Origin of the sequence: Kitasatospora sp. NPDC008050, assembly GCF_042957465.1 — a bacterium.
Lineage (GTDB): Bacteria > Actinomycetota > Actinomycetes > Streptomycetales > Streptomycetaceae > Kitasatospora.
The window spans coordinates 363,006-383,755 of sequence record NZ_JBIBIJ010000001.1; the positions used below are offsets into that span (position 1 = coordinate 363,006).

Annotated in this window: 18 protein-coding genes and 1 riboswitch; of the genes, 5 read left to right on the forward strand and 13 right to left on the reverse strand. The window is 72.9% G+C overall.

Annotated elements, in window-relative coordinates:
- The first annotated feature begins 45 nt into the window (after positions 1-45).
- Complete coding sequence (locus ACFZB9_RS01510) at positions 46-702, forward strand: NADPH-dependent F420 reductase (RefSeq protein WP_391442799.1); 657 nt, start codon at positions 46-48, stop codon at positions 700-702.
- Between the two features lie 15 nt (positions 703-717).
- Here ACFZB9_RS01510 and ACFZB9_RS01515 read toward each other — a convergent pair whose 3' ends face one another.
- The 3 genes from ACFZB9_RS01515 to ACFZB9_RS01525 are packed head-to-tail and all read right to left on the reverse strand — an operon-like array spanning position 718 to position 3,489.
- Positions 718-1,392, reverse strand: coding sequence for a response regulator (locus tag ACFZB9_RS01515; protein ID WP_391442801.1), 675 nt, complete (start codon positions 1,390-1,392; stop codon positions 718-720).
- The gene (gene macS / locus ACFZB9_RS01520; protein ID WP_391442803.1) at positions 1,392-2,597 is read right to left on the reverse strand and encodes a MacS family sensor histidine kinase; all 1,206 of its coding nucleotides are present in this window, start codon (positions 2,595-2,597) and stop codon (positions 1,392-1,394) included. Before macS ends, ACFZB9_RS01515 begins: the two co-directional genes overlap by 1 nt.
- A gap of 31 nt (positions 2,598-2,628) precedes the next feature.
- Positions 2,629-3,489 carry a lysophospholipid acyltransferase family protein gene (locus ACFZB9_RS01525; RefSeq protein WP_391443310.1) on the reverse strand — a complete coding sequence of 287 codons (861 nt, stop codon included), beginning with the start codon at positions 3,487-3,489 and terminating at the stop codon, positions 2,629-2,631.
- 187 nt (positions 3,490-3,676) lie between these two features.
- On the opposite strand from ACFZB9_RS01525, the gene ACFZB9_RS01530 reads away from it, so the two are divergent.
- Both ACFZB9_RS01530 and ACFZB9_RS01535 read left to right on the forward strand, forming a co-directional pair.
- The gene (locus ACFZB9_RS01530; protein WP_391442804.1) at positions 3,677-4,459 is read left to right on the forward strand and encodes an alpha/beta hydrolase; all 783 of its coding nucleotides are present in this window, start codon (positions 3,677-3,679) and stop codon (positions 4,457-4,459) included.
- A gap of 26 nt (positions 4,460-4,485) precedes the next feature.
- Positions 4,486-5,079: a hypothetical protein gene (locus tag ACFZB9_RS01535; protein ID WP_391442806.1), complete on the forward strand. Its 594-nt coding sequence runs from the start codon at positions 4,486-4,488 to the stop codon at positions 5,077-5,079.
- Positions 5,080-5,187: 108 nt separating this feature from the next.
- Here ACFZB9_RS01535 and ACFZB9_RS01540 read toward each other — a convergent pair whose 3' ends face one another.
- The 6 genes from ACFZB9_RS01540 to ACFZB9_RS01565 form a co-directional block, all read right to left on the reverse strand.
- Positions 5,188-7,734, reverse strand: a complete 2,547-nt coding sequence (locus tag ACFZB9_RS01540; RefSeq protein ID WP_391442808.1) for a collagenase — start codon at positions 7,732-7,734, stop codon at positions 5,188-5,190.
- Positions 7,735-8,017: 283 nt separating this feature from the next.
- The gene (locus ACFZB9_RS01545) at positions 8,018-8,767 is read right to left on the reverse strand and encodes an endonuclease/exonuclease/phosphatase family protein (protein ID WP_391442810.1); all 750 of its coding nucleotides are present in this window, start codon (positions 8,765-8,767) and stop codon (positions 8,018-8,020) included.
- A gap of 62 nt (positions 8,768-8,829) precedes the next feature.
- Positions 8,830-9,774, reverse strand: a complete 945-nt coding sequence (locus ACFZB9_RS01550) for an ROK family glucokinase (RefSeq protein ID WP_391442811.1) — start codon at positions 9,772-9,774, stop codon at positions 8,830-8,832.
- 187 nt (positions 9,775-9,961) lie between these two features.
- The gene (locus ACFZB9_RS01555) at positions 9,962-10,231 is read right to left on the reverse strand and encodes a DUF5304 family protein (protein ID WP_391442813.1); all 270 of its coding nucleotides are present in this window, start codon (positions 10,229-10,231) and stop codon (positions 9,962-9,964) included.
- Positions 10,232-10,309: 78 nt separating this feature from the next.
- Complete coding sequence (locus tag ACFZB9_RS01560; protein ID WP_391442814.1) at positions 10,310-11,482, reverse strand: ArsA family ATPase; 1,173 nt, start codon at positions 11,480-11,482, stop codon at positions 10,310-10,312.
- A gap of 7 nt (positions 11,483-11,489) precedes the next feature.
- Complete coding sequence (locus tag ACFZB9_RS01565; RefSeq protein ID WP_391442815.1) at positions 11,490-11,960, reverse strand: SRPBCC family protein; 471 nt, start codon at positions 11,958-11,960, stop codon at positions 11,490-11,492.
- 273 nt (positions 11,961-12,233) lie between these two features.
- Between ACFZB9_RS01565 and ACFZB9_RS01570 the strand changes: the two genes are divergently transcribed.
- A complete protein-coding gene (locus tag ACFZB9_RS01570) occupies positions 12,234-14,024 on the forward strand; it encodes an AMP-dependent synthetase/ligase (protein WP_391442816.1) in 1,791 nt (596 codons plus the stop codon).
- A 23-nt stretch (positions 14,025-14,047) separates the two neighbouring features.
- Here the strand turns inward: ACFZB9_RS01570 and ACFZB9_RS01575 are convergent, their stop codons facing one another.
- On the reverse strand, positions 14,048-15,205 hold the full coding sequence (locus ACFZB9_RS01575; protein ID WP_391442817.1) for a glycosyltransferase family 4 protein: 1,158 nt from the start codon (positions 15,203-15,205) through the stop codon (positions 14,048-14,050).
- 273 nt (positions 15,206-15,478) lie between these two features.
- Here ACFZB9_RS01575 and ACFZB9_RS01580 point away from each other — a divergent pair, with 273 nt between their 5' ends.
- Positions 15,479-16,873, forward strand: a complete 1,395-nt coding sequence (locus ACFZB9_RS01580) for a glycosyltransferase 87 family protein (protein WP_391442818.1) — start codon at positions 15,479-15,481, stop codon at positions 16,871-16,873.
- A 28-nt stretch (positions 16,874-16,901) separates the two neighbouring features.
- Here the strand turns inward: ACFZB9_RS01580 and ACFZB9_RS01585 are convergent, their stop codons facing one another.
- The 3 genes from ACFZB9_RS01585 to ACFZB9_RS01595 all read right to left on the reverse strand — a co-directional run bounded on the left by ACFZB9_RS01585 (position 16,902) and on the right by ACFZB9_RS01595 (position 20,518).
- Entirely contained in the window at positions 16,902-18,002 is a 1,101-nt protein-coding gene (locus tag ACFZB9_RS01585) for a hypothetical protein (protein ID WP_391442819.1), read from the reverse strand.
- Between the two features lie 83 nt (positions 18,003-18,085).
- Positions 18,086-19,126 (reverse strand): NlpC/P60 family protein, encoded by a 1,041-nt coding sequence (locus ACFZB9_RS01590; protein WP_391442821.1) that lies wholly within the window; start codon positions 19,124-19,126, stop codon positions 18,086-18,088.
- Positions 19,127-19,369: 243 nt separating this feature from the next.
- Positions 19,370-20,518 carry an NlpC/P60 family protein gene (locus ACFZB9_RS01595; RefSeq protein WP_391442822.1) on the reverse strand — a complete coding sequence of 383 codons (1,149 nt, stop codon included), beginning with the start codon at positions 20,516-20,518 and terminating at the stop codon, positions 19,370-19,372.
- A 3-nt stretch (positions 20,519-20,521) separates the two neighbouring features.
- A riboswitch (cyclic di-AMP (ydaO/yuaA leader) is annotated at positions 20,522-20,672 on the reverse strand.
- Positions 20,673-20,750: the final 78 nt, after the last annotated feature.

Below are 20,750 nucleotides of genomic sequence, written 5' to 3' on the forward strand. Positions count from 1 at the left end.
CCGTGCCTGCCGCCGGGGCGGGGTGACGCACGCCACAATGACCGCATGCGCATCGGAATCCTCGGCACCGGCACCGTCGGGCAGACCCTCGCCGACAAGTTGCTCACCCTCGGGCACGAGATCACCCTCGGCTCCCGGAGCACCTCCAACCCCGCGGGCCTCGCCTGGGCGCAGGCGGTGGGGCCGCACGGGCACAGCGGCACCTTCGCCGAGGCCGCCGGGTTCGGCGAGCTGGTGATCAACGCGACCCCCGGCACGGTCTCGCTCGACGCACTGGCCGCGGCCGGGGCCGAGGCGCTGGCCGACAAGATCGTGGTGGACGTCTCCAACCCGCTGGTCTTCGCCGCCGACGGCGAGGTCACCCTCGACCCGGTGAACAGCGACAGCGTGGGCGAGCGGATCCAGCGGGCCTACCCGCGCTCCCGGGTGGTCAAGACGCTCAACACGCTGGCCGCACCGGTGATGGTCAGCCCCGGACGGGTGCCGGGCCGGCACAACCTCTTCGTCGCGGGCGACGACCCCGCCGCCAAGCAGGAGGTCACCGCCCTGCTGGAGTCCTTCGGCTGGCCCGCGGCCGACATCGTGGACCTGGGCCGGATCCAGGCCGCGCGCGGGATGGAGATGCTGATGCCGTTCTGGCTGAACCTGATGCGCCACTACGGGCACACCGACTTCAACTACCACCTCCAGGTGGGCGACTGAGCAACCCGCACGCGATCAGCCGAGCTCCTCGTCCAGGCCCTGCTCGATCGCGTAGCGGACCAGCTCGACCCGGTTGTGCAGCTGGAGCTTGCCGAGGGTGTTCTGCACGTGGTTCTGCACCGTGCGGTGCGAGAGCGTCAGCCGCTCGGCGATCTGACGGTACGACAATCCCTTGGCCACCATCCGCAGTACCTCGGTCTCCCGGGCCGTCAGGTGCGGCACCGGCGGCTGCCCCGCGCTCGGCCGGGCGGGCGGCTCGGCGGCCAACCGCCGGAACTCGCCGAGCACCAGCCCGGCCAGCCCGGGGGTGAAGACCGCCTCGCCGGCCGCCGTGCCGCGCACCGCGGCCAGCAGCTCCTCGCGGCCCGCCGACTTCACCAGGTACCCGGTCGCGCCGGACTTCACCGCCTCCAGCACGTCGGCCTGCTCGCCGCTGGCCGAGAGCACCAGCACCCGCACCGCCGGATCGCGTGCCAGCACCTGGCGGCAGACCTCCACCCCGGACAGCAGCGGCAGGTGGAGGTCGAGCAGCAGCACCTGCGGACGGGCGGCGGCGGCCCGGCGCACCGCCTGCGCGCCGTCGCCGGCGGTGGCGACCACCTCGAAGCCCGCGTCGGCCAGATCCCTGGCCACCGCCTCGCGCCACATCGGATGATCGTCGACCACCATCACCCGCAGCCGCTGCTCCATCAGTCCTCCCTCGGGACCCGCAACTCGACCTCGACGCCCGCCCCGGGCTCCGAGCTGAACTCCGCCGTGCCGCCGAGGTCGCGCAGCCGGCCCTCGATGGACTGGGCCACCCCGAGCCGCCCGTCGAGCCTGGCCCGGGCCAGCCGCCCGGCCGGGAACCCGGGGCCGTCGTCACGGATCGACACGGTCACCGCGTCCGGCTCGTCCTCCAGCAGGATCCAGGCCCGGGCCGCCGACCCCGCGTGCCGGTGGACGTTGTCCACGGCGGCGCCCACCGCGGCCGCCAACTGCTCGGCCCGCGGCCCGGGCAGCAGCACCGGGGTGCCGGGGGTGGCCAGGGTGACCCGCTCGTCCTCGTACGGGGCGAGCAGCACCCGCACGTCCTGTTCGGCGGACGGCCCGGGCGCCCCGGCGGGCCCGGACGGATGCGGCGCGGTGCTCGAAGCCCCCGTCATCAGGGCCCGCAGCGCCCGCTCCTGCTCCCCCGCGAGCCGGCCGAGCTCCACCGGATCGAGGCCCCGGCCGCCGTTGCCGGCCGCCTCGCCCGCCTGACGCTGTACCAGGGCGAGCACCTGGAGCACCCCGTCGTGGATGTCGCGGGAGAGCCGCTCCCGCTCCCGGTTCGCCGCCTCCACCCGCAGCGCCTCGCCGAGGGTGGCCTCGCTCGCCCTGGCCAGCTCGATCACATAGCCGATCGCGCAGCCGGTCAGCAGCAACAGCACACAGTTGTGCACGTTCTCCAGGGTCAGGCCGCCGTGCCCGACGAAGTTCGCGCCGCCGACCAGCAGGCCCGCCACGGCCGCGAGTCGCCAGCCGCCCTTGGCGGCGAAGCCGAGCACCGTCCCGGCCGCCCAGATGGTCGGCACCGTGACCGCGCCGGCCGCGATCCGCGCCGGGGTGTCGATCGCCCCGCTCAGCACCACCCCGGTGACGGACATCACCAGGTCGAAGCCGAGCATCGGCCAGGGGCAGCGGGCCGGGTTGCCGAAGGCGCGCGAGGTGGCCAGCGTCCAGAGCACCAGGGCGCCCAGATAGATCCAGCCGGCCACCGGGTGGCGGTAGTGCAGGTAGGCGAGGTCGTAGCGGATCAGCGCGTAGACCATGGCGAGCACCCGGTACCAGCTGATCGCACGCCAGAGCGGCAGCTCGACCGACATGCCGCCGGCCGCCACCGCCCCGCTCGGGCCGCTGTGCTGAACCGCCATCGCTCCCCCTGGCGAACGCGGGACCACGGACCTAGGAGTCGCCCGGCTCCTTCTCGCCCGACTCCTGCTGGGCCGACTCCTGTTGGGCCGACTCCTGCTGGGCCGACTCCTGTTGGGCCGACTCCGCCTTCTCGGCGGCCTGCTTCTCCTTCTCGGCGGCCTTCTCCGCAGCCCGCTCCGCGCGCTGCTCGGCCCGGCGCTCGGCGTCCGCGCGCTTCTTCTCCTCGGCGATCTGCCGCTTGGCGGCGGTCGCGTAGATGTCCACGTACTCCTGGCCGGAGAGCCGCATGATCTCGTACATCACCTCGTCGGTGACCGAGCGCAGGATGAAGCGGTCGTTCTCCATGCCCTGGTAGCGGGAGAAGTCCAGCGGGCGGCCGATCCGGATGCCGGGGCGGATGCCGAAGCTGGGGATCACCTGGCCGGGCGGCTGCACCTTCTCGGTGTCGATCATCGCCACCGGGATGACCGGCGCACCGGTCTGCAGTGCGACCCGGGCGAGGCCGCCGACCTTGCCCCGGTAGAGCTTGCCGTCGGGCGACCGGGTGCCCTCGGGGTAGACGCCGAACAGCTCACCGCGGTCGATCACGGCGATCGCGCTGCGGATCGCCGCTTCGCCGGCCCCGCGCACCCCGGAGCGGTCCACCGGGAGCTGGCCGACGCCCTTGAAGAAGGCGGCCGTCAGCTTTCCCTTGAGGCCAGGGGTGTTGAAGTACTCCGCCTTGGCGATGAAGGTCACCCGACGCTTCATCAAGGCAGGCAGGAAGAAAGAGTCCGAGAACGAGAGGTGGTTGCTCGCGATGATCGCCGGGCCCTCGTCTGGGATGTTCTCCGCACCTTCCATCCACGGCCGGAAGAAGATCCGCAGCATCGGTGCGACGATCATCTTCATCAGTCGGTAGAACAACCCGGACCTCCTGTATTGCAGACCGGTCGATCCTAATGCCCCAAAGGGGTCCTCGACGCACGGCCGGGGTGACGGCGTGGAGCCGAGAGGGTCTGTACGCCCCGCCGACCCCGTGCAACGATGGCGGCGCCGCTGCCTCGTCTGCCCCGTCGAAGTCGAAGGAGTCCCACGGATGCCGCCGCTGCCCGGTGCCGAGCCCTACCACCACCGCGGTGGCCCGATCGGTGTGCTGCTCTGTCACGGGTTCACGGGCTCCCCACAGGCGATGCGCCCCTGGGCGGAGTACCTGGCCGAGGCCGGCCTGACCGTCTCGGTCCCGCTGCTGCCCGGTCACGGCACCCGGTGGCAGGATCTCGCGGTGACCCGCTGGGAGGACTGGTACGCCGAACTGGACCGGGCCTTCGGCGAGCTGGCGCGGGAGTGCGAACGGGTCTTCGTCTTCGGCCTCTCGATGGGCGGTGGCCTCGCCCTGCACCTGGCCGCCGAGCACCAGGAGCAGGTGGCCGGGCTGGTCCTGGTCAACCCTTCGGTGCGCGCCGACAACCCGGCCACCCCGCTGCTGCCGGTGCTGCGCCACCTGGTGCCGAGCCGGCCGGGGATCGTCGGCGACATCGCGCTGCCGGGCGCCGTCGAGATCGGCTACGACCGCTTCCCGCTGCACGCCGCCTGGTCGCTGAGCCGGCTGTGGCACACCGTCCAGCAGGAGCTGCCGCGGGTCGGTCAACCCGTGCTGCTGCTGCACAGTCCGCAGGACCACGTGGTCTCCCCGGCGAACTCCGCTCTGGTGCTGGCCCGGATATCCTCGGTCGATGTGACGGAGCGGCTGTGCGAGCGCAGCTTCCACGTCGCGACCCTGGACTACGACGCCGAACTGATCTTCGAGGAGTCCCTCGGGTTCGTCCGTCGTCTGGCCGGGGTCCCGCAGGCCACCGACGCCACCGACCAGCGGGGCTGAGGGCCACCAGGACTGAAGGGCCGGCAGTGCACGAGCACGAGAACAACACGGCGGGCGACGACGAGGACCGCCCCCAGGAGAGCGAGCAGCGCCCCGCGCCCACCCCCGCCCCCAGCAGCCAGGCCGAGCACGACGCGATCTTCGCCCAGCTGGTGGCGCAGTTCGACGACCCGGTGGATCTCACCCGGCCGGACTGGCCCGAGATCGAGAACCTGCGCGCCCGGAACGACCTGACCGCCCGCGGCGACACCGGCCTCGGCACCCCGCAGTCGCGCCCCCGCGCATCCGACCCCGCGGCCCTCGATCCCGCGAGGCTCGACCCCACACGGCTCGGCCCGCGTGACTGGGACGCCGCCGAGGACCCCGACGAGGACCACTTCGTGCCGCCGGAGCCCCCGCCGCTGCCCACCGGCGACACCACCGCCAAGTTCGCCTGGATCGCCGTGCTCGGCGGCCCCGCGCTGCTGCTCTTCGACGCCCTGGTCTGGCGCGAGGTGGCCGGCTGGCCCGCCTGGGTCGGCCTGACCGCCTTCCTCGGCGGCTTCACCACACTGATCGTCCGGATGAAGGACCGTGACCCGGACGAGCCGCACGACCCGCACGGCGGTGCCGTCGTCTGATCCGCTGATCCGCTGAAAGGCGCCCCCGGACCTGGGTCCGGGGGCGCCTTCGGTGTTGACGGAGGATCAGAAGCCGGTGGTCAGAAGCCGGTGGTCAGAAGCCGGTGATCAGAAGCTGGTGGTCACCGTGACACCGGCGAAGTCGGTCGTGCCGTAGAGGCTGATGTAGTTCCAACCGGCCTGCGGGGCACTGATGGTGAGGGTGTGGCCGGTGCCCTGGCCGGTGGTGTGGGCGGTGGCGTTGGCCTGGGTGGCCCAGGTGCTGCTGTCGAAGTAGAGGTTGGCGTCGCCGGTGCCGCCGCTCGCGGTGACGGTGAGCTGCTGGGTACCGGCCGGGACGTCGACGTAGAGGTAGCTGTAGTCGCCGGCCGGGCCGGCGAGGTTGCCGCGGCCGCAGTTCTGGCCGAGCTCACGGGTGTCGGGGGTGGCGCAGTCCGTCGCGGCGGCCACCGTGACGGTCGCGGTGGTGGCGGCCGAGGCGCCCTGGCTGTCCAGCACGGTCAGGTGCACGGTGTAGGTGCCCGGGGCGGCGTAGGTCTTCGTCGGGTCGGCGTCGGTGGAGCTGGTGCCGTCGCCGAAGTCCCAGCTGCGGGCGGTGATGGTGGCGGCGGGCGCGGTGGAGGTGTCGGTGAAGGCCGCCGAGAGGCCGTCGGTGGTGCTGGTGAAGGCGGCGGTCGGCGGCTGCGGGATGCCGGCGGCGCAGGCCCCCGCGGCGCAGGCGGCGAGCCAGTTGTGCCAGTCGGCGTCGTAACTGGTGCCGATGCCGGTGAGGAGGTTCAGCGCGCCCTGGTAGTCACCGGACCGGTAGAAGCCGAGCAGACTGTCCACGTCGGCGCGGTGGCGCTCCAGCATGTAGCGCACCGAGAGGTAGCCCCACGGGTAGATCCGGTCCTCGCCGCTGTTGTAGGTGTTGGCGAAGATGGTGCTCAGCGGGTAGGCGGCCGTGGCCGCGTCGGTGATCGCGTCGGTGTCGGCCAGGCCGCGGTAGGTGTAGGAGTCGTATTCGGCCAGGCCCTCGATCCACCAGATGGTGTCGGGCGTCGAGGTGGCCGCCGTGAAGTCGCCGGCGGTGTCGAAGCGGCCGTCCAGGTAGTGGGTGAACTCGTGGTTGAGGTTCCAGATCTGGAAGGTCGGACGCAGCCAGTCGGCCTCGTAGGCGACGAACCGGGGCACGTTGGCGGGGTCGGTGGGGTTGCCCTCCATGTACATCCCGCCGTTGTCGGTGCTCATGCCGAAGATCTCGCCGGCGTAGGTCTGGTAGTCGGCGGTGGAGTGGAAGACGTCCAGCGTGAGCGTGGTGTTGAGGTCGCCGGGCAGCGGGCCCGGGTCCTTGACCAGGTTGTGGAAGAACGCGGTCTCGCCGATGAGGCTGTCGCAGGTGGCGCTCAGCTCGTCGCCGGTCAGCGCCTGGGCCTCGATCTTGATGAACGGGCTGCAGGTGTACTGGATCGTCAGCACCGCGGCCTTGAGCCGGTTGGCCAGGTCGCAGGTGTTGTAGTCGGAGCAGTTGCCCTGGTCGTACTGGTCGGCCTGGGTGGCGACGCCGACCCACAGCGGGGCCGTCGCACCGGTCATCGCCGAGTCGGCGAGCAGGCCCTTGACCAGCGGGCGCACCGTCGGCAGCAGCGTGGCGTCCTGCAGGAAGCGGGCCAACTCGGTGCCGGCGTTGGCGGCGAGGAAGCTCTGCGGGCCGCCGAGCAGCGCGAGGTTGCCGCTCGCGAAGGTGTCGAGGGTGTTCAGGATGCTCGGGTCGGCCTCGGTCGCGGCGACGAAGTCGGCGTTCTGGTGGCCGCGGAAGAGCACGGTGTAGACGTTGTTGACGGCGTTCACCATGGTGTACGAGCTGTTGTACGCGGGGGTGTAGCCGGCCAGCAGACGCTTCTCGACCGGCAGGTAGCGGGCGTTCTGGCCGGCGCTGTCGATCAGCGTGACGGTCTCCGCGAGCACCGCGCCGTTGGCGTCCGTGACGTCCTGGCTGTGCGGGGCGGCGAAGAAGGCGTCCAGCGCGGACTGGATCGCGCTCTGCAGCGTGCTGCCGTAACTGCCCACGCCGGCGGCGTCGTTCCACTGCACGTAGTAGCCGGCGCGCAGATAGAGCACCAGCTCCAGCAGGTGGGTGCTGTCGTCGCCCGGGTAGCTCGGCGCGGCGGTGGCCAGCGCGTTGGCGACGGCGGTCATCTGCGACTCCTGGAAGGCTTGGTGGGCCTGGGAGCCGGTGAGGGTGAAGAAGGTGTTGACGCAGTCGGAACCGGCCGACTCCACGGCCTGGACCAGCGCGTCACCGGTGTTGGCGCTGATCGCGGCCGGGTCGCAGGCGGTCGCCGCGCGGGACAACGGGCGGCTGGGCCTGCTGTGGTCCTGGTGGAGTGCGGAGTTGTCGGCGGGCAGCGGCGGACGGTCCTTGGCGCTGACCTGGTGCGCGTCGTCCGCCGCGGTGGCGCCGGCGGCCGGCTGCGGGGCGAGGCCGGGGCGGGCGGCGGCCCCACTGGGGCCTGCGGGCTTGGGGGTTGAGGACTTGGGGGGCGAGGACTTGGCGGCGGCGCCCGGCGCCGCGTAGGCCTGGCCCTGGGTGCCGGCCAGCCCGAGGGTGGCGGTCAACGCCAGGGCGGATATCAGGAGTCGGGGCAGGTTCTTCCCGACCAGCGTGGCTCTCACGTGAGGGTTCTCCCGGTGTGGGGGGCCGCGCCCGGGGGCGCGGCATACGGCGGGGACCGTGGCAGGCGCGGAGTATGACGATGCGTCAGCCCTGCTCGATGGGCGCCGGCGTCGTGGGGTGGGACGGGCGCCCGGGCAGGTTGGGGCCGTTGAGCATGCACACGGCCAACGTGTGACATGTACCATTGCATACATCACATGGCCCGTGAAGACATCCGGAGAACTTCCTGGGAACAGCTGGCGCTGCCCCGTCAACCCGGCGGGGCACCGGGAGCGGGGAGCGTCAGGAGCCGGCGGGCACCCGCAGCACCGCCACCACCGGCAGGTGGTCGGTGGCCGCCAGCAACTCGGCGACCGGCAGCGGCGGCACCCCGCAGGAGAGCACCTCGATCCCGGGCGAGGCGAAGACGGCATCCAGCCGCTGCAGCGGATCCCCGGGCCGCGAGGTGTACTCCCCGCCCCACGGGCTGGTGGCCCAGCCGTCCTGGTACGCCTCGGCCAGCCGCCGCCAGCCCGCGTCCTCGGGGTGCTCGTTGAAGTCCCCGGCGATCACCGAGTACGGGCTGACCGCCGCCTGCTCGTGCAACAGCTCGAACTGCTGCACCCGCTCCGGTCCGATGAAGCTCAGGTGGCAGCTGGTCAGCGCGAACGGCACCGCGCCCCCGATCCGCACCACCGCGGTCGCGAAGCCGCGTGCGTGCATCCCGCGGTGCTTGGGCAGCAGCCGGTCGTGGCGGCTGAGCACATCGACGCTCGTGCGCCCCAGCAGCAGCGGCCCGGCCGCCGTGCGCCCACCGCCGGAGAGCACCACCGTCCCGGTGTTCCTGGCCAGCCAGGCCGCCTGGCCCTCGGGGCGCCAGTAGCGCGGCGACTCCTGCACGCAGACCAGGTCGGGCTCGCAGGCGCGGATCATCCGGGCCAGCGCCCGGCGGTCGTCGCGCTGCGAGCGGACGTTGTAGCTGAGCACACGGACCAGTTCGGCACCGTCGGGCTGGGGGCCGGAGCGCGGCAGGTCGAGGGTCACCCCCGACACGCTACCGGCTCCGCCGAGGCGGAGCCGGTGGTACCTGACGTGTACTCAGAACTCGGGTCGGCCTACGCCGTACGCGCCAGGTCGCCCGCGCCCACGATGCCCGCCGAGGAGCCCATCGAGGCCAGCACGACCTCGGCCCGCGGCCGGTGCACCCCGCCCGTCAGGTACTTCTCGAAGTCCTTGGCCACCGGGTCGAGCAGCAGTCGCCCGGAGTCCGAGACGCCGCCGCCGAGCACGAAGACGCCCGGGTCGAAGAGCGCCGCCAGGTCGGCCATGCCCCGGCCCAGCCAGTCGGCCAGCTCGCCGTAGCACTCCAGGGCCAGCGGGTCGCCGTCCTCGGCGGCCTCGGTGATGTGGATGCCGCGGATGGTCTCGGCCACCCCGTCATTGAGTTCCAGCATCCGCTTGCCGCGCACCGGGTCGGCCGCCGCCCGCTCCCGGCCGTAGCGGCGCAGCGCCCGCCCGGAGCCGTACTGCTCCCAGCAGCCCTTGCCGCCGCAGCCGCAGAGCAGGCCGTCCGGCACCATGTTCAGGTGCCCGATCTCGCCGGCCACGCCGAACCGGCCGCGGTGCAGCCGCCCGTCCAGCACGATGCCGCCGCCGATGCCGGTGCCCACGGTGATCAGCACCATGTCGGTGTGCTCGGCGGCCGCGCCGAAGCGGAACTCGGCCCAGGCCGCGCAGTTGGCGTCGTTCTCCACCACCGTGTCGAGACCGGTGAGCTCCTCGATCCGGCCCCGCAGCGGCTCGTTCTCCCACGCGATGTTGGGCGCGAAGATCACCGTGGAGCGGTCGCGGTCGACGAAGCCGGGGGCGCCCACGCCCACCGCGCTGACCTCGGGGTACTGCTCCTTGAGCTCGCGCACGGCCTGGGCGATGGCATCGACCGCCCACTGCGGGTCGGCCGGGGTGGGAACCCGGGTCCGGGCCAGGATCTCGCCGTTCTCGTCGACCACGCCGGCCGCGATCTTGGTGCCGCCGACATCGACGCCGATGGTCAGAGCCATGTGTCCCTCAGTCATTCGCTCGTGCCCGATGGGCGGAACGGTACCCGCCCGGCCGTGCTCCCGTACACACCTGGCCATACATTATCCGAAGACAAGGTTGCGGAAGCCCCGCCGCTAGGCTTCAAAAGTCGTACGATTCAAGCCCCTGCGTAGCCTCGAAACTCCCCTGGGTGATGGCCGGTGAGCGCTACTCGTCCAGGTCGATCCGCTCGGAGTCGGACGGCTCGGGGGACGACCAGCGGCGCTCGTGACCGGCCACGGCGGCGCGGTAGGCGGCCAGCAACTCGGCGCCGGCGGCGGCCAGGTGCTCGAAGACCTCGGGGTTCTCCGCCTTCACCCGGCCGAAGACGCGCTCGGCCTGCTCCCCCACGGTGGCGGCGAGCTTGCGCACCTCGTCGATCAGCGGACTGCCGTCGTCCTGCGGGGTCTCGTTGTCGACAGGATCTGAATTGTTCATGACGTGCGCCTCCCGGTGCCGGTGCCGCGGCCGCACCAGGGAGCGCGCCCGCTCGGTCCCTTCAGACGCTACCGGGTCCTACCGCCCGGTCGGCCAGAGGTCCGGGTCGGGGGCGAAGCGCAACGTCAACTCGCCGGCGCGCAGCGCCGCCCCCGCCACCGTGCAGCGGCGCAGGGCGCCGGGCAGCGGCAGGATCCGCCGGTAGGCGCCGAGCCCGATCACCAGCTCGTCGCCGCGCCGCATCAGCTCCAGGTCGGCGCGCTCCGCGCCGGGTGCGGCCAGCCGCCAGAGCAGCACGCCGTCCTCGGCCAGCCGGTCCTCGGCGGTCCACGGCCAGCGCTCGCCCGGCTCGGGGCCCGCCCCGGCGCCGTACAGCTGCTCGGCCACCGCCGGCAGGTCCGCGGCCAGTTGGTCGGCGACCAGCAGCGGGACGTCCAGGCCGATCGCGGCCAGCCGCTCCCGTTCGCGCCGGGCCTGCCCGGCCAGCCAGGGGTCCGCGGAGTCCAGCGCGGCGGCGGGCAGCGCGCGGTGCGCGACCACGGCGTCCAGCCGGTGCCCGAACAGCGCCATCCCGGCGGCGGCCCGGCGCAGCGCGGGCACCGAGCAGGAGCCGGCGTCCACCGCCAGGCGCACCGAGGTGCGGCCCGACTCGATCACCTTGCGGGTGGCGGCCAGCTCGCCGCCCACCCAGGCCCGCGCGGAGTACAGCCAGTCCGCGGGCATCGGCACCCCGGCCACCGCGGCCAGCAGCGGGCGCAGCGCCCGGGCGGCCTGGCGCTGCTCGGGCAGCAGGCGGGTCAGGTAGCGGTCCAGCTGCTCGGGCAGCGCGAGCGCCATGGTCAGCTCGGCGGGCGGCGGGGCGGCGGCCACCACCAGGTCGTAGGCGTCCTCGGGCACCCGCAGGGCGCGCAGCAGGGCGAGCTGACGGGTGCCGGGCAGTGCGGTCAGCTCGTCCGGCTCCAGCGGCTCGACGCCGAGCAGGTCGAAGCCGGTGCGCAGCTTGCCGTCCAGAGCGCCCATCGCCTGGCGGAACGCCTGCTGCTCCTCGATCCGCGCGGCCCACAGCCGGTCGTCGACCTCCGCCGCCTCGGTACCGAGGCGCGCGCCGAGCACCTCGTCGACCGCGCGGTGCGGGTCGTCGGTGGCCAGCAGCAGGGTGCGCAGGCCGCGACCGGCGGCGTGCAGCGCGGTGGCGGCGGCCACCGCGGGCACCGCGGTGGCGTCACCGGTGACCAGCACCGTGCGGGTCATGGCGCGGTCAGCTCGCGTCAGCGGCGGGGCCGGTCCGGCCCTCGGGCCGGCTCTCCACCCGCTTCTTCAGGCCGGCGAGGGCCCGGTCGATGATCACCTTCTCGGCCTTGCGCTTGATCATGCCCAGCATCGGGATCTTGACGTCCACCGCGAGCTGGTAGGTGACCTCGGTGCCGCCGGCGGCCGGCGCGAGCGAGTAGGAGCCGTCCAGCGAGCGCAGCATCTGGCTCTTCACCAGGGTCCAGGAGACCTCGCGGTCCCCCTCCCAGGTGTAGGCGAGCACGTGCTCGTCGCGGATCGCACCGGCGTCGAGCAGCAGCCGGACCTGGGTCGCGCGGCCCTCCTCGGTGCGGCCGAGCACCTCGATCTCCTTGACCTCACCCGTCCACAGCGGATAGGCCTCGAAGTCGGCGATCACCGCCATCACCTCGGCCGCTGTCGCCTCGACGACGATGCTCGACCTGGTGTGTTCCGCCATCGGTGGGCCTCCGCGTTGTCCCGTGCCACTGGTCAGGTGCCACCGAAGGCTATCGCGGCCGTCGCCGCCCCCGAGCCCGTGGGGCACGGGCAAGGGGCCCGCGGAGGGCTACCGGCGGGTCACCCGAGTGCTGCCGTAAGGTGCGAAGCGCAACGATCAGTGCCTCCCCTTGGGGTGTGACACTTCGAACACCGCGGCTGACCCCCCTACCCGAATCAGGCTACCGGGCAGTAACGTCCTGCCGTCCCGCAGCGTCGCAGACGAGGAGCAGTAGTGCTCGACTTCAGCCTTCCGGCCCGATACCAGGTCCCGAGCGGTGGCAACCTCTCCGACCTGGTCCACCAGAACGCCGCGGACCACGCGCAGGTCGCGGTGCTCAGCCGGAAGCTGGACGGTCACTGGCAGGACGTCACCGCCGCCGCCTTCCTCGCCGAGGTCCACCGGGCGGCCAAAGGGCTGATCGCCTCCGGTGTGCAGCCGGGCGACCGGGTCGGCGTGATGTCGCGCACCCGCTACGAGTGGACCCTGCTCGACTTCGCGATCTGGAGCGCCGGCGCGATCACCGTGCCGGTCTACGAGACCTCCTCCGCCGAGCAGGTGCAGTGGATCCTCGGCGACTCGGGCGCCGTCGCGGTCGTCACCGAGACCGACAGCCACGCCGCCGTGGTCGAGTCGGTCCGTGACCGGCTGCCCGAACTGCGGCACAGCTGGCAGATCGAGCGCGGCGGGATCGCCGAGCTGAACACGGCGGGCGCCGAGGTGTCGGACGCGACGGTGACCGAGCGCCGCTCGATCCCGACCCCCGACACGATCGCCACCATCGTCTACACCTCGGGCACCACGGGTCGCCCGAAAGGCTGTCAACTGACCCACGGCAACTTCATGGCCGAGCTGGGCAACGTGACCGCCCGGATGCCGGAGCTGTTCCGCACCGGCGAGAGCTCGGTGCTGCTCTTCCTGCCGCTGGCCCACGTGCTGGGCCGGATCGCCGAGATCGCCGCCGCCATCGCGCCGATCAAGCTGGGCCACGTCTCGGACATCAAGGACGTCACCGCCGAGCTCGCCACCTTCCGTCCGACCCTGATCCTGGGCGTGCCGCGGGTCTTCGAGAAGGTCTACAACACCGCGCGGGCCAAGGCCCAGGCGGACGGCAAGGGCAAGATCTTCGACCAGGCGGCCGACGTGGCCATCGCCTACAGCCGCGCGCAGGAGCTGGGCGGGCCCGGCCTGCTGCTGCGGCTCAAGCACGCGGTCTTCGACAAGCTGGTCTACAGCAAGCTGCGCGCCGCCCTCGGCGGCCGGGCCACCCACGCGATCTCCGGCGGCGCGCCGCTGGGCGAGCGCCTGGGCCACTTCTACCGGGGCATCGGCTTCACCGTGCTGGAGGGCTACGGCCTGACCGAGACCTGCGCGGCCACCGCCTTCAATCCGGACGACAAGCCGAAGATCGGCACGGTCGGTCAGCCGCTGCCCGGCTCCGCGGTGCGGATCGCCGAGGACGGCGAGGTGCTGCTGAAGGGCCCGCAGATCTTCACCGGCTACTGGAACAACCCGGCGGCCACCGAGGAGGCGCTGCGGGACGGCTGGTTCGCCACCGGTGACCTGGGTTCGCTGGACGAGGACGGCTACCTGACCATCACCGGCCGCAAGAAGGAGATCATCGTCACGGCCGGCGGCAAGAACGTCGCCCCCGCCGTGATCGAGGACCGCATCCGGGCCCACCCGCTGATCGGCGAGGTGATGGTGGTCGGCGACCGCAAGCCGTTCATCGGCTGCCTGGTCACCATCGACCAGGAGTTCCTGCCCCGGTGGCTGGAGCTGAACGGCCGCGGGCCCGCCACCCCGGCCGAGCTGCTCCAGGACCCGGCCCTGCTGGCCGCCGTCCAGGAGGCGGTGGACGAGGGCAACAAGGCCGTCTCGCACGCCGAGGCGGTGAAGAAGTTCCGGATCCTGGACACCGAGTTCTCCGAGGCCAACGGCTACCTGACGCCCTCGCTCAAGCTCAAGCGCAACGTGGTGCTGAAGGACTTCGCGGGCGAGATCGAGGCGCTCTACCAGCGCTGACGCCAGTGCGTGTCCGACCAGCCCTACGGCTTGTCGGACACGGTCCGGCCCTCCAGCAGACCGCCCAGGCGCTGGGCGAGCAGGTCCCAGCGCCAGGCCTGCTCCACCCAGCGCCGCCCCGCCCGGCCCAGCCGCCGGCGCAGCTCCTCGTCGGCCAGCAGCCGCACGATCCGCTCGGCGGTCGGCTCCGGCGAGCCGCCGGGCACCACGTAGCCCGTCTCGCCCTCCAGCACCGCGTCCGGCGCCCCGCCGGAGTCGCCCGCCACCACCGGCAGCCCGGTGGCGGAGGCCTCCAGGTAGACGATCCCGAGCCCCTCCACGTCCAGTCCCCCGCGCCTGGTGCGGCAGGGCATCGCGAAGACGTCGCCCGCGCCGTAGTGGGCCGGCAGCTCGGCCCAGGGCACCTCGCCGGTGAAGCGGACCGAGTCGGCCACCCCGGTCTCCTCGGCCAGCTTGCGCAGGTCCGCCAGGTAGGGTCCGCCGCCGACGATCAGCAGCACGGTGTCCGGCTCGGCGGCCAGGATCAGCGGCAGCGCGCGGATCAGCGTGTCCTGCCCCTTGCGCGCCACCAGCCGGGAGACGCAGACCACCACCGGGCGGTCCGTCAGCCCGAGCCGGGCGCGCACCACGGCGCCGCCCGAGTCGGGGTGGAAGGTCTTCTCGTCCACCCCCGGCGGCAGCTGCGCCATCCGCGCGGCCGGGCCCGGGCCCACTGCCCGGGCGATCCGCGAGCGGGTGTACTCGCCGAGGTAGGTGAGCGTGTCGGTGCCCTCGCCGATCCGCCGCAGCAGCTGTCGGGAGCCGGGCAGTTGGGCCCAGGCGGCCTCGTGGCCGTGCGTCATGCCGAGCAGCCGGCCCGCCCCTGCACGGCGCAGCGCGGGCGCCATCAGGCCCAGCGGAGCGGCCGCCCCGAACCAGACGGTGTCGCAGCCCTCGGCGCGCAGCAGCTCGGCCGCCCGCCGGGTGACCCGGGGGGTGGGCAGCAGCATGGTGCTGCGGTCGCGGATCACCGGGAACGGCTGCTCGGCGTCGAAGCGCGCCACCTCGCTGCCGTCGCGCCAGGATGAGGCGTACACCACAATGCTGCCCGCCGGCCGGCGCACCGCCATGTTGTGGACAAAGGCCTGAATTCCGCCTGGGCGCGGGGGAAAGTCGTTGGTGACGACAAGGGTTTTCGGCATACTGTCCACGGCTCGCTCGGTCGGGGGGTGCTCGGTTCACCGCTCGGTGATCCGTACCATAGGTCACCATGCCGACTCGGCGGGAACGAACGAAGCGGGGTCGGGCAGACCGCCGGGAACGGACGGACGGCCCGGAACCGTTTCCCTCCTGAGTCTGTCCTAGTCGGAGCCGGCCCCGCCCGGAACGCACCGGTGCGCGCGGATCGGCGCCGGCTCGGGTGCGGGCAGCCGCGCGCGACGAACGCAGTCGCGCGCAGAGAACGAGGGAGCACAGTGGAGTTGGCCCAGGACGGCCCGGCGGACGAGGTCGCCAGCGGTGGCAGCGGGGGTCTCGCGCTCGCCGCGCCCCCCGCACCGGGCGCCACTGCCGTCACCCCGGCCGCACCCGCGCGCGGCGCGCTGTGGGGCATCGGCGCCACCTGGCTGACCACCAGGGTCCTGCTGATCCTGGTGGTCAGCGGCGTCCTCAAGTTCGGCCTGGACGTGACCACCGACGTCTCGGTGATCTACCACGCCTGGTACGGGGTGCTGCAGACCGGCACCTTCCCGATGGACGACGTGACCTGGCAGTACCCGCCCGGCGCGGCGCTGGTGATCCTGGCCCCCGGCCTCTTCCCCTGGTCGTACCTGGTCTCCTTCTTCGTGCTGTGCGGGATCTTCGACACCGTGGCGATCGGCATGCTGGTGCGCTACGGGCTGCGCCGCGGGCGCAGCCTGGCCGGTGCCTGGGTCTGGGTGGTCGGGGTGCCGCTGCTGGGCCCGACCGTGTACTGCCGCTACGACATCCTGGTCACCGCGCTGGCGGTGGCCGGCCTGCTGGTGATCCTGCGCCGACCGGTGCTGGGCGGCATCCTGCTGGGCATCGGCGGGCTGATGAAGCTCTGGCCGCTGCTCGGGCTGGCCGGCACCCCGCGCGGCCGGCGCACCCGGCGCTCCTGGACGTCGGCGGTCGCGGCGATGGGCACGCTGGCCTTCCTGCTGGCCGCGGGGATGAACGGGGCCTTCGAGTTCCTCACCTTCCAGGCCGACCGCGGCATCGAGGTGGAGTCACTGGCCGCGCTGCCGCTGCACTTCGCCAAGCTGTTCGGCGACTGGCAGGGCAAGACGATGATGCACTACGGCTCGGTGGAGTTCATCGGCACCGGCGTCGACGTGATCTCCAAGATCGCGCTCGGCGGCACCGTGGCGGGCTTCGCCTGGCTGCTCTACTGGCGGCTGCGGGCCCGGCGCTGGCAGCCGTCCACCACCTACGACGCGGCGCTCGCGGCCCTGCTGATCTTCACCGTGTCCAGCCGGGTGATCAGCCCGCAGTACATGGTCTGGCTGGTCGGCCTGGCCGCGGTCTGCCTGACCGTGCGGGGCAGCAGCCAGCGCCCGGTGGCCGTGATGATCCTGATCACGACGGTGCTGACCACCCTGGAGTTCCCGCTGAACTTCGGACAGGTCGTCACCAGCTCCGGCATCGGTGTGACCATCATCAGCGCCCGCAACCTGCTGCTGCTGGCCGCCACCATCGTCTCCTGCCGCCGGCTGTGGCGCTCCACCCAGGCTCCGGCGGCGCCCGCGGCAACCCGGCCCGGGCCCGCGGCCGAGCCGGAGCGCGGCTACCCGGTGCGCCCGGGGATCGCCTACGAGCAGAGCCTGCTGGACGACGTCCAGAGCGGCTGACCGCCACGGCCCGCACGAGGGCCCCGGGTCAGTTGTCCGGCCCGACCTGGCGCAGCACCTCGGCGATCCACCGCTTGGTGAACTCCGCCAGCCCGTAGCCGAGGTGCTCGCCGAGCACCCGGTCCAGCTGCTGCTCGCGGCCCGCCCCGGGACCCGCCGCGCCCACCGCCCGGTAGACGTCGACCAGGGTCTGCGGGCCGTACTCGGTGGCGATCAGGTCGCAGGCCAGCCAGGAGAGCTCGTAGGCCTGTGCGATACCGGCGGAGCCGGCCGAGAAGTCGGTGTCGGCGGGCAGCGCGGTGGGCAGTCTGCCGGCCGCCACGTCCTCGGTGAGCTCGGGGGCGATCTGCCGGGCGGTGTGGCCGGTGTTCAGGTAGCCGGTGTAGTCGGCCACGCCCTCGGAGAGCCAGAGCGGCGTCCACGGGTGGGTGTCCGCCCTGGTGGCCACGTGGGTGCACTCGTGGGTGAGCACGGCCTGCCGGCCGAAGGCGCTCAGTTGGCGGAACCCGTCGGGGTTGACCAGCACCCGGTCCGCCGGCGTGTGCAGCGGAGCGCCGGCCGCCGCGACGGTGACCGCGGCTATGTCCGAGTAGGTTCGCGGATCGACGCCGAGCAGCTGGGTGAACTGGGCTTCGGTGGTGGGAAGTTGCAATACCAGTCGGCCCGCCCAGCCGCCGCCCCAGACCGCGCTGACGGCGGTCACCGCCTGGTCGGCCAGCGTGGCCAGCAAGGTCAGCTCGCCCGCCGCCGCGGGCCCCAGCACCACGCAGCGGGCACCGCGCACCGGCGTCGGATCGCCCAGGTCCCAGGGCGCGACGGCGCTGCCGGGCGCCGCGCTCTCACCGCTCACCGCGCCGTCGAGCAGCGTGACCCGGCGCTGCAGCACCGCCGGGTAGTCGTCGAAGCCCGCCAGCCGGTAGGAGAGTTCGGCGTTCACCGTGTCCGCGTCCCAGGAGGTCGCCCGGTAGTCCAGCTGGGCCAGTTGCAGCGGCGCCAGCTCGCCGGTGCGCAGCGCCTGGGCGTGCGCGGACAGCACCGGCGCCAGCCGCTGGGCCGACAGCACCGCGGGCGTGACCGCCCGGGCGGGCGCGGGCCTGGGCACCGAGAGCTGCACCAGCGCGCCGCCCACCAGCAGCAGCGCGGTACGGCGCGAGACCCCGCCGCCCGTGACGGGCTCGGCGGGGTGGGGCGCGGCGGCCGGCTCCTGCGCGGTCAGGGCCGCACCACCGCCGCGACCGGCATCGCGGCGACGCTCTCGTAGCGCACCCGGGCGCCGGGGTAGGGCGCGTGGATCACGGTGCCGCCACCGGCGTACATGCCGACGTGGTGCATGTCGTGGAAGAAGATCACCAAGTCTCCCGGTTGCGCCTCGGACAGGCTGATCCGCTGCCCCCCGAACGCCTGCGCCTGCGAGGTGCGCGGCAGGGTCACTCCGGCCTGCCGCCAGCTCCAGTACATCAGACCCGAGCAGTCGAACGCGCCGGGCCCGGTGGATCCGTACACGTAAGGGGAGCCGAGCTTGCTCAGCGCCGCCGCCAGCGCGGCCGCCGCCCGGTCCGAGGAGGGCGGCTGGGTGCCCAGGTCGACCCGCTCCGCGGCCCGGGCCGCCCGCTCGTGCGCCTCCCGGTCGTCCTGCGCCTGCAGTTGCGCCCGCTCGGCGGCGGTGAGGCTGCCCAGCAGCGCCTGCGCGCTCTTCAACCGCTGCTGCACCTGCTGCTTGGCCGCGGCCAGCGAGGTGCGCACGCTCTCCAGCTCGGCCAGCTTGCCGGTCGCCTCCTCCCGGCGCTGGTCCAGCCGGCGCTGCTGCTCCTGCACCTCGTGCAGGGTGGCGGCGCGCTGCTCGCCGGCCTGGGCCAGGGTGCGGGCCTTGGCCAGGTAGCCGGCCGGGTCGCTGGAGAGCATCAGCTGCACGGTGGGGTCCATCCCGCCGGAGCGGTACTCGGCGCCCGCGACGGTGGCCAGGTCCAGGCGCATCCTGTTCAGGGTCTCCTGTCCGCGGGCCACCTCCTGCTGCAGGGTGCCGGCCTCGGCCTGCAGCCGCTGGGCGGCCTCCTCCGCGGCGTTGGACTTCTCCGAGGCCTGCTCCGCCTCCGCGTAGAGCTGGTCGACCTGTGCCTTGACGTCCTTCTTGTCCGGTCCGCCCGGGGCACCGTGTGCGCTGGCCGTCATCGCCAGCACCGTGGTCGCGGCAGCGGTGACCGCCACCACCCGGGCGAAGCGCCGCGCGGTGCCCGACGGGGGTGTGCTCGCCATCGCTGACGACTCCTATCGCCGAGGGAGCCCCTGGAGCCTCCGGTGAGGCCCGCAGGAGCTGAGGTCCGAGCGCAGACGTTAGCGAGTCGGGACAGAGGAGTCCAAACCCCTGCCGATACGAATATTTGATCCCCAATCGGACATCAGAACGGCTGCCGAACGCCGAAGGCCCGGCCTCCAGGAGGAGACCGGGCCTTCGGGGACGACGGTGCGTCAGGGGCGGATGATCGCCGCGATCATGCGTCAGGGGCGGATGATCGCCGCGATCGGCATCACCGTGGCCGACTCGTAGCGGACCACGGCGCCGGTGTGCGGGGCGTGGATCATCTGGCCGCCGCCGACGTACATGCCCACGTGGTGCATGTCGCTGTAGAAGACGAGCAGGTCGCCGGGCTGGGCGTTGGCGATGTCGGTGCCCTCGTTGGTGCCGGCCGAGGCCTGCTCCTGCGAGGTGCGCGGCAGCGAGACGCCGGCCTGCGCGTAGGCCCACTGCATCAGACCCGAGCAGTCGAAGGAGCTCGGCCCGGCGGCACCGTAGACGTACGGCGAGCCCAGCTTGCCGACGGCGGCGGCGATCGCGGCCTGCGCGGCCGAGCTGCCGGCACTCGGGGTGCTGGGGGCGGCCGTGGAGCCGGTGCTCCCCAGGTCGGTGCGGGAGGAGCCGCGCGAGGCGGACTGCGCGTCGGCCTGGGCCTTGGCGGCAGCGGCGGCCTTGGCCTGCGCGGCGGCCTGGTCGGCCGCCGCCTTGGCGTCTGCGGCAGCCTTGGCCTCGGCCGCGGCCATCGCCTGGCGCTGCTGCTCGGTCAGCGTGTTGAGCAGGTTCTGGGCCTGCTGCAACTTGGCCTGGACGTCGTCCTTGGCGCTCTTCAGCTGCTGCGTGGTGGTGTCCAGCTCGGAGAGCTTGCTCTGCGCCTCGGCCTTGTCCTGGTCGAGCTTGCGCTGCTGCTCCTGAAGCTGCTTCAGCGTCTCGGTCTCGGTGCTGCTCATCTGGTTGAGCGAGCTGGCCTGGCTCAGGAAGCCGTCCGGCTTGCTGGAGAGCATCAGCTGCACGGTCGGCGAGATGCCGTTGTTGGCGTACTGGTCGGCGGCCACCGAGGCCAGCCCGGACTGCAGGTTGGTCACCTGGTCCTGCTGCCGCGCCACCTGATCCTGCAGGTCACTGACCTGCTTCTGCAGGGTCTGCTGCTTGGCCTGCGCGCCGTCGTACTGCTGGGAGGCCTGCTCCGCCTGGTTGTTCAGGGCGTCGACCTGGGACTTGACCTGGTCGAGCGAGGGCGCCGGGTCGGCATGCGCCGCCCCCTGCGCGGAGAGCGCCACGGCGGTCGCGGCAGCCGCGGTCAGAATCGACGCACGGGTACGGCCGACGGGCTTGGGACGACGATGGGACGCCACGAATCCTTCTTCCTCCGACCGCCTACCGGGTGAGCTGACGGGTTCGGGCTGGAAGAGATGCCCTACGACGCCTCACCGGCCTGACGGCCGACCTGGCGCCGATTCACCCCGAGGAACGTGGTTCCCCGGCTCCGGTCCGCAGCTCCCCGGTGAGGGGGTCCCCGTCGGGCAGTCAACTGCCCGTGCTGCTTTCCAGACTCGGCGGTAACCTCCGCTGCCACCCCGGTCGGGT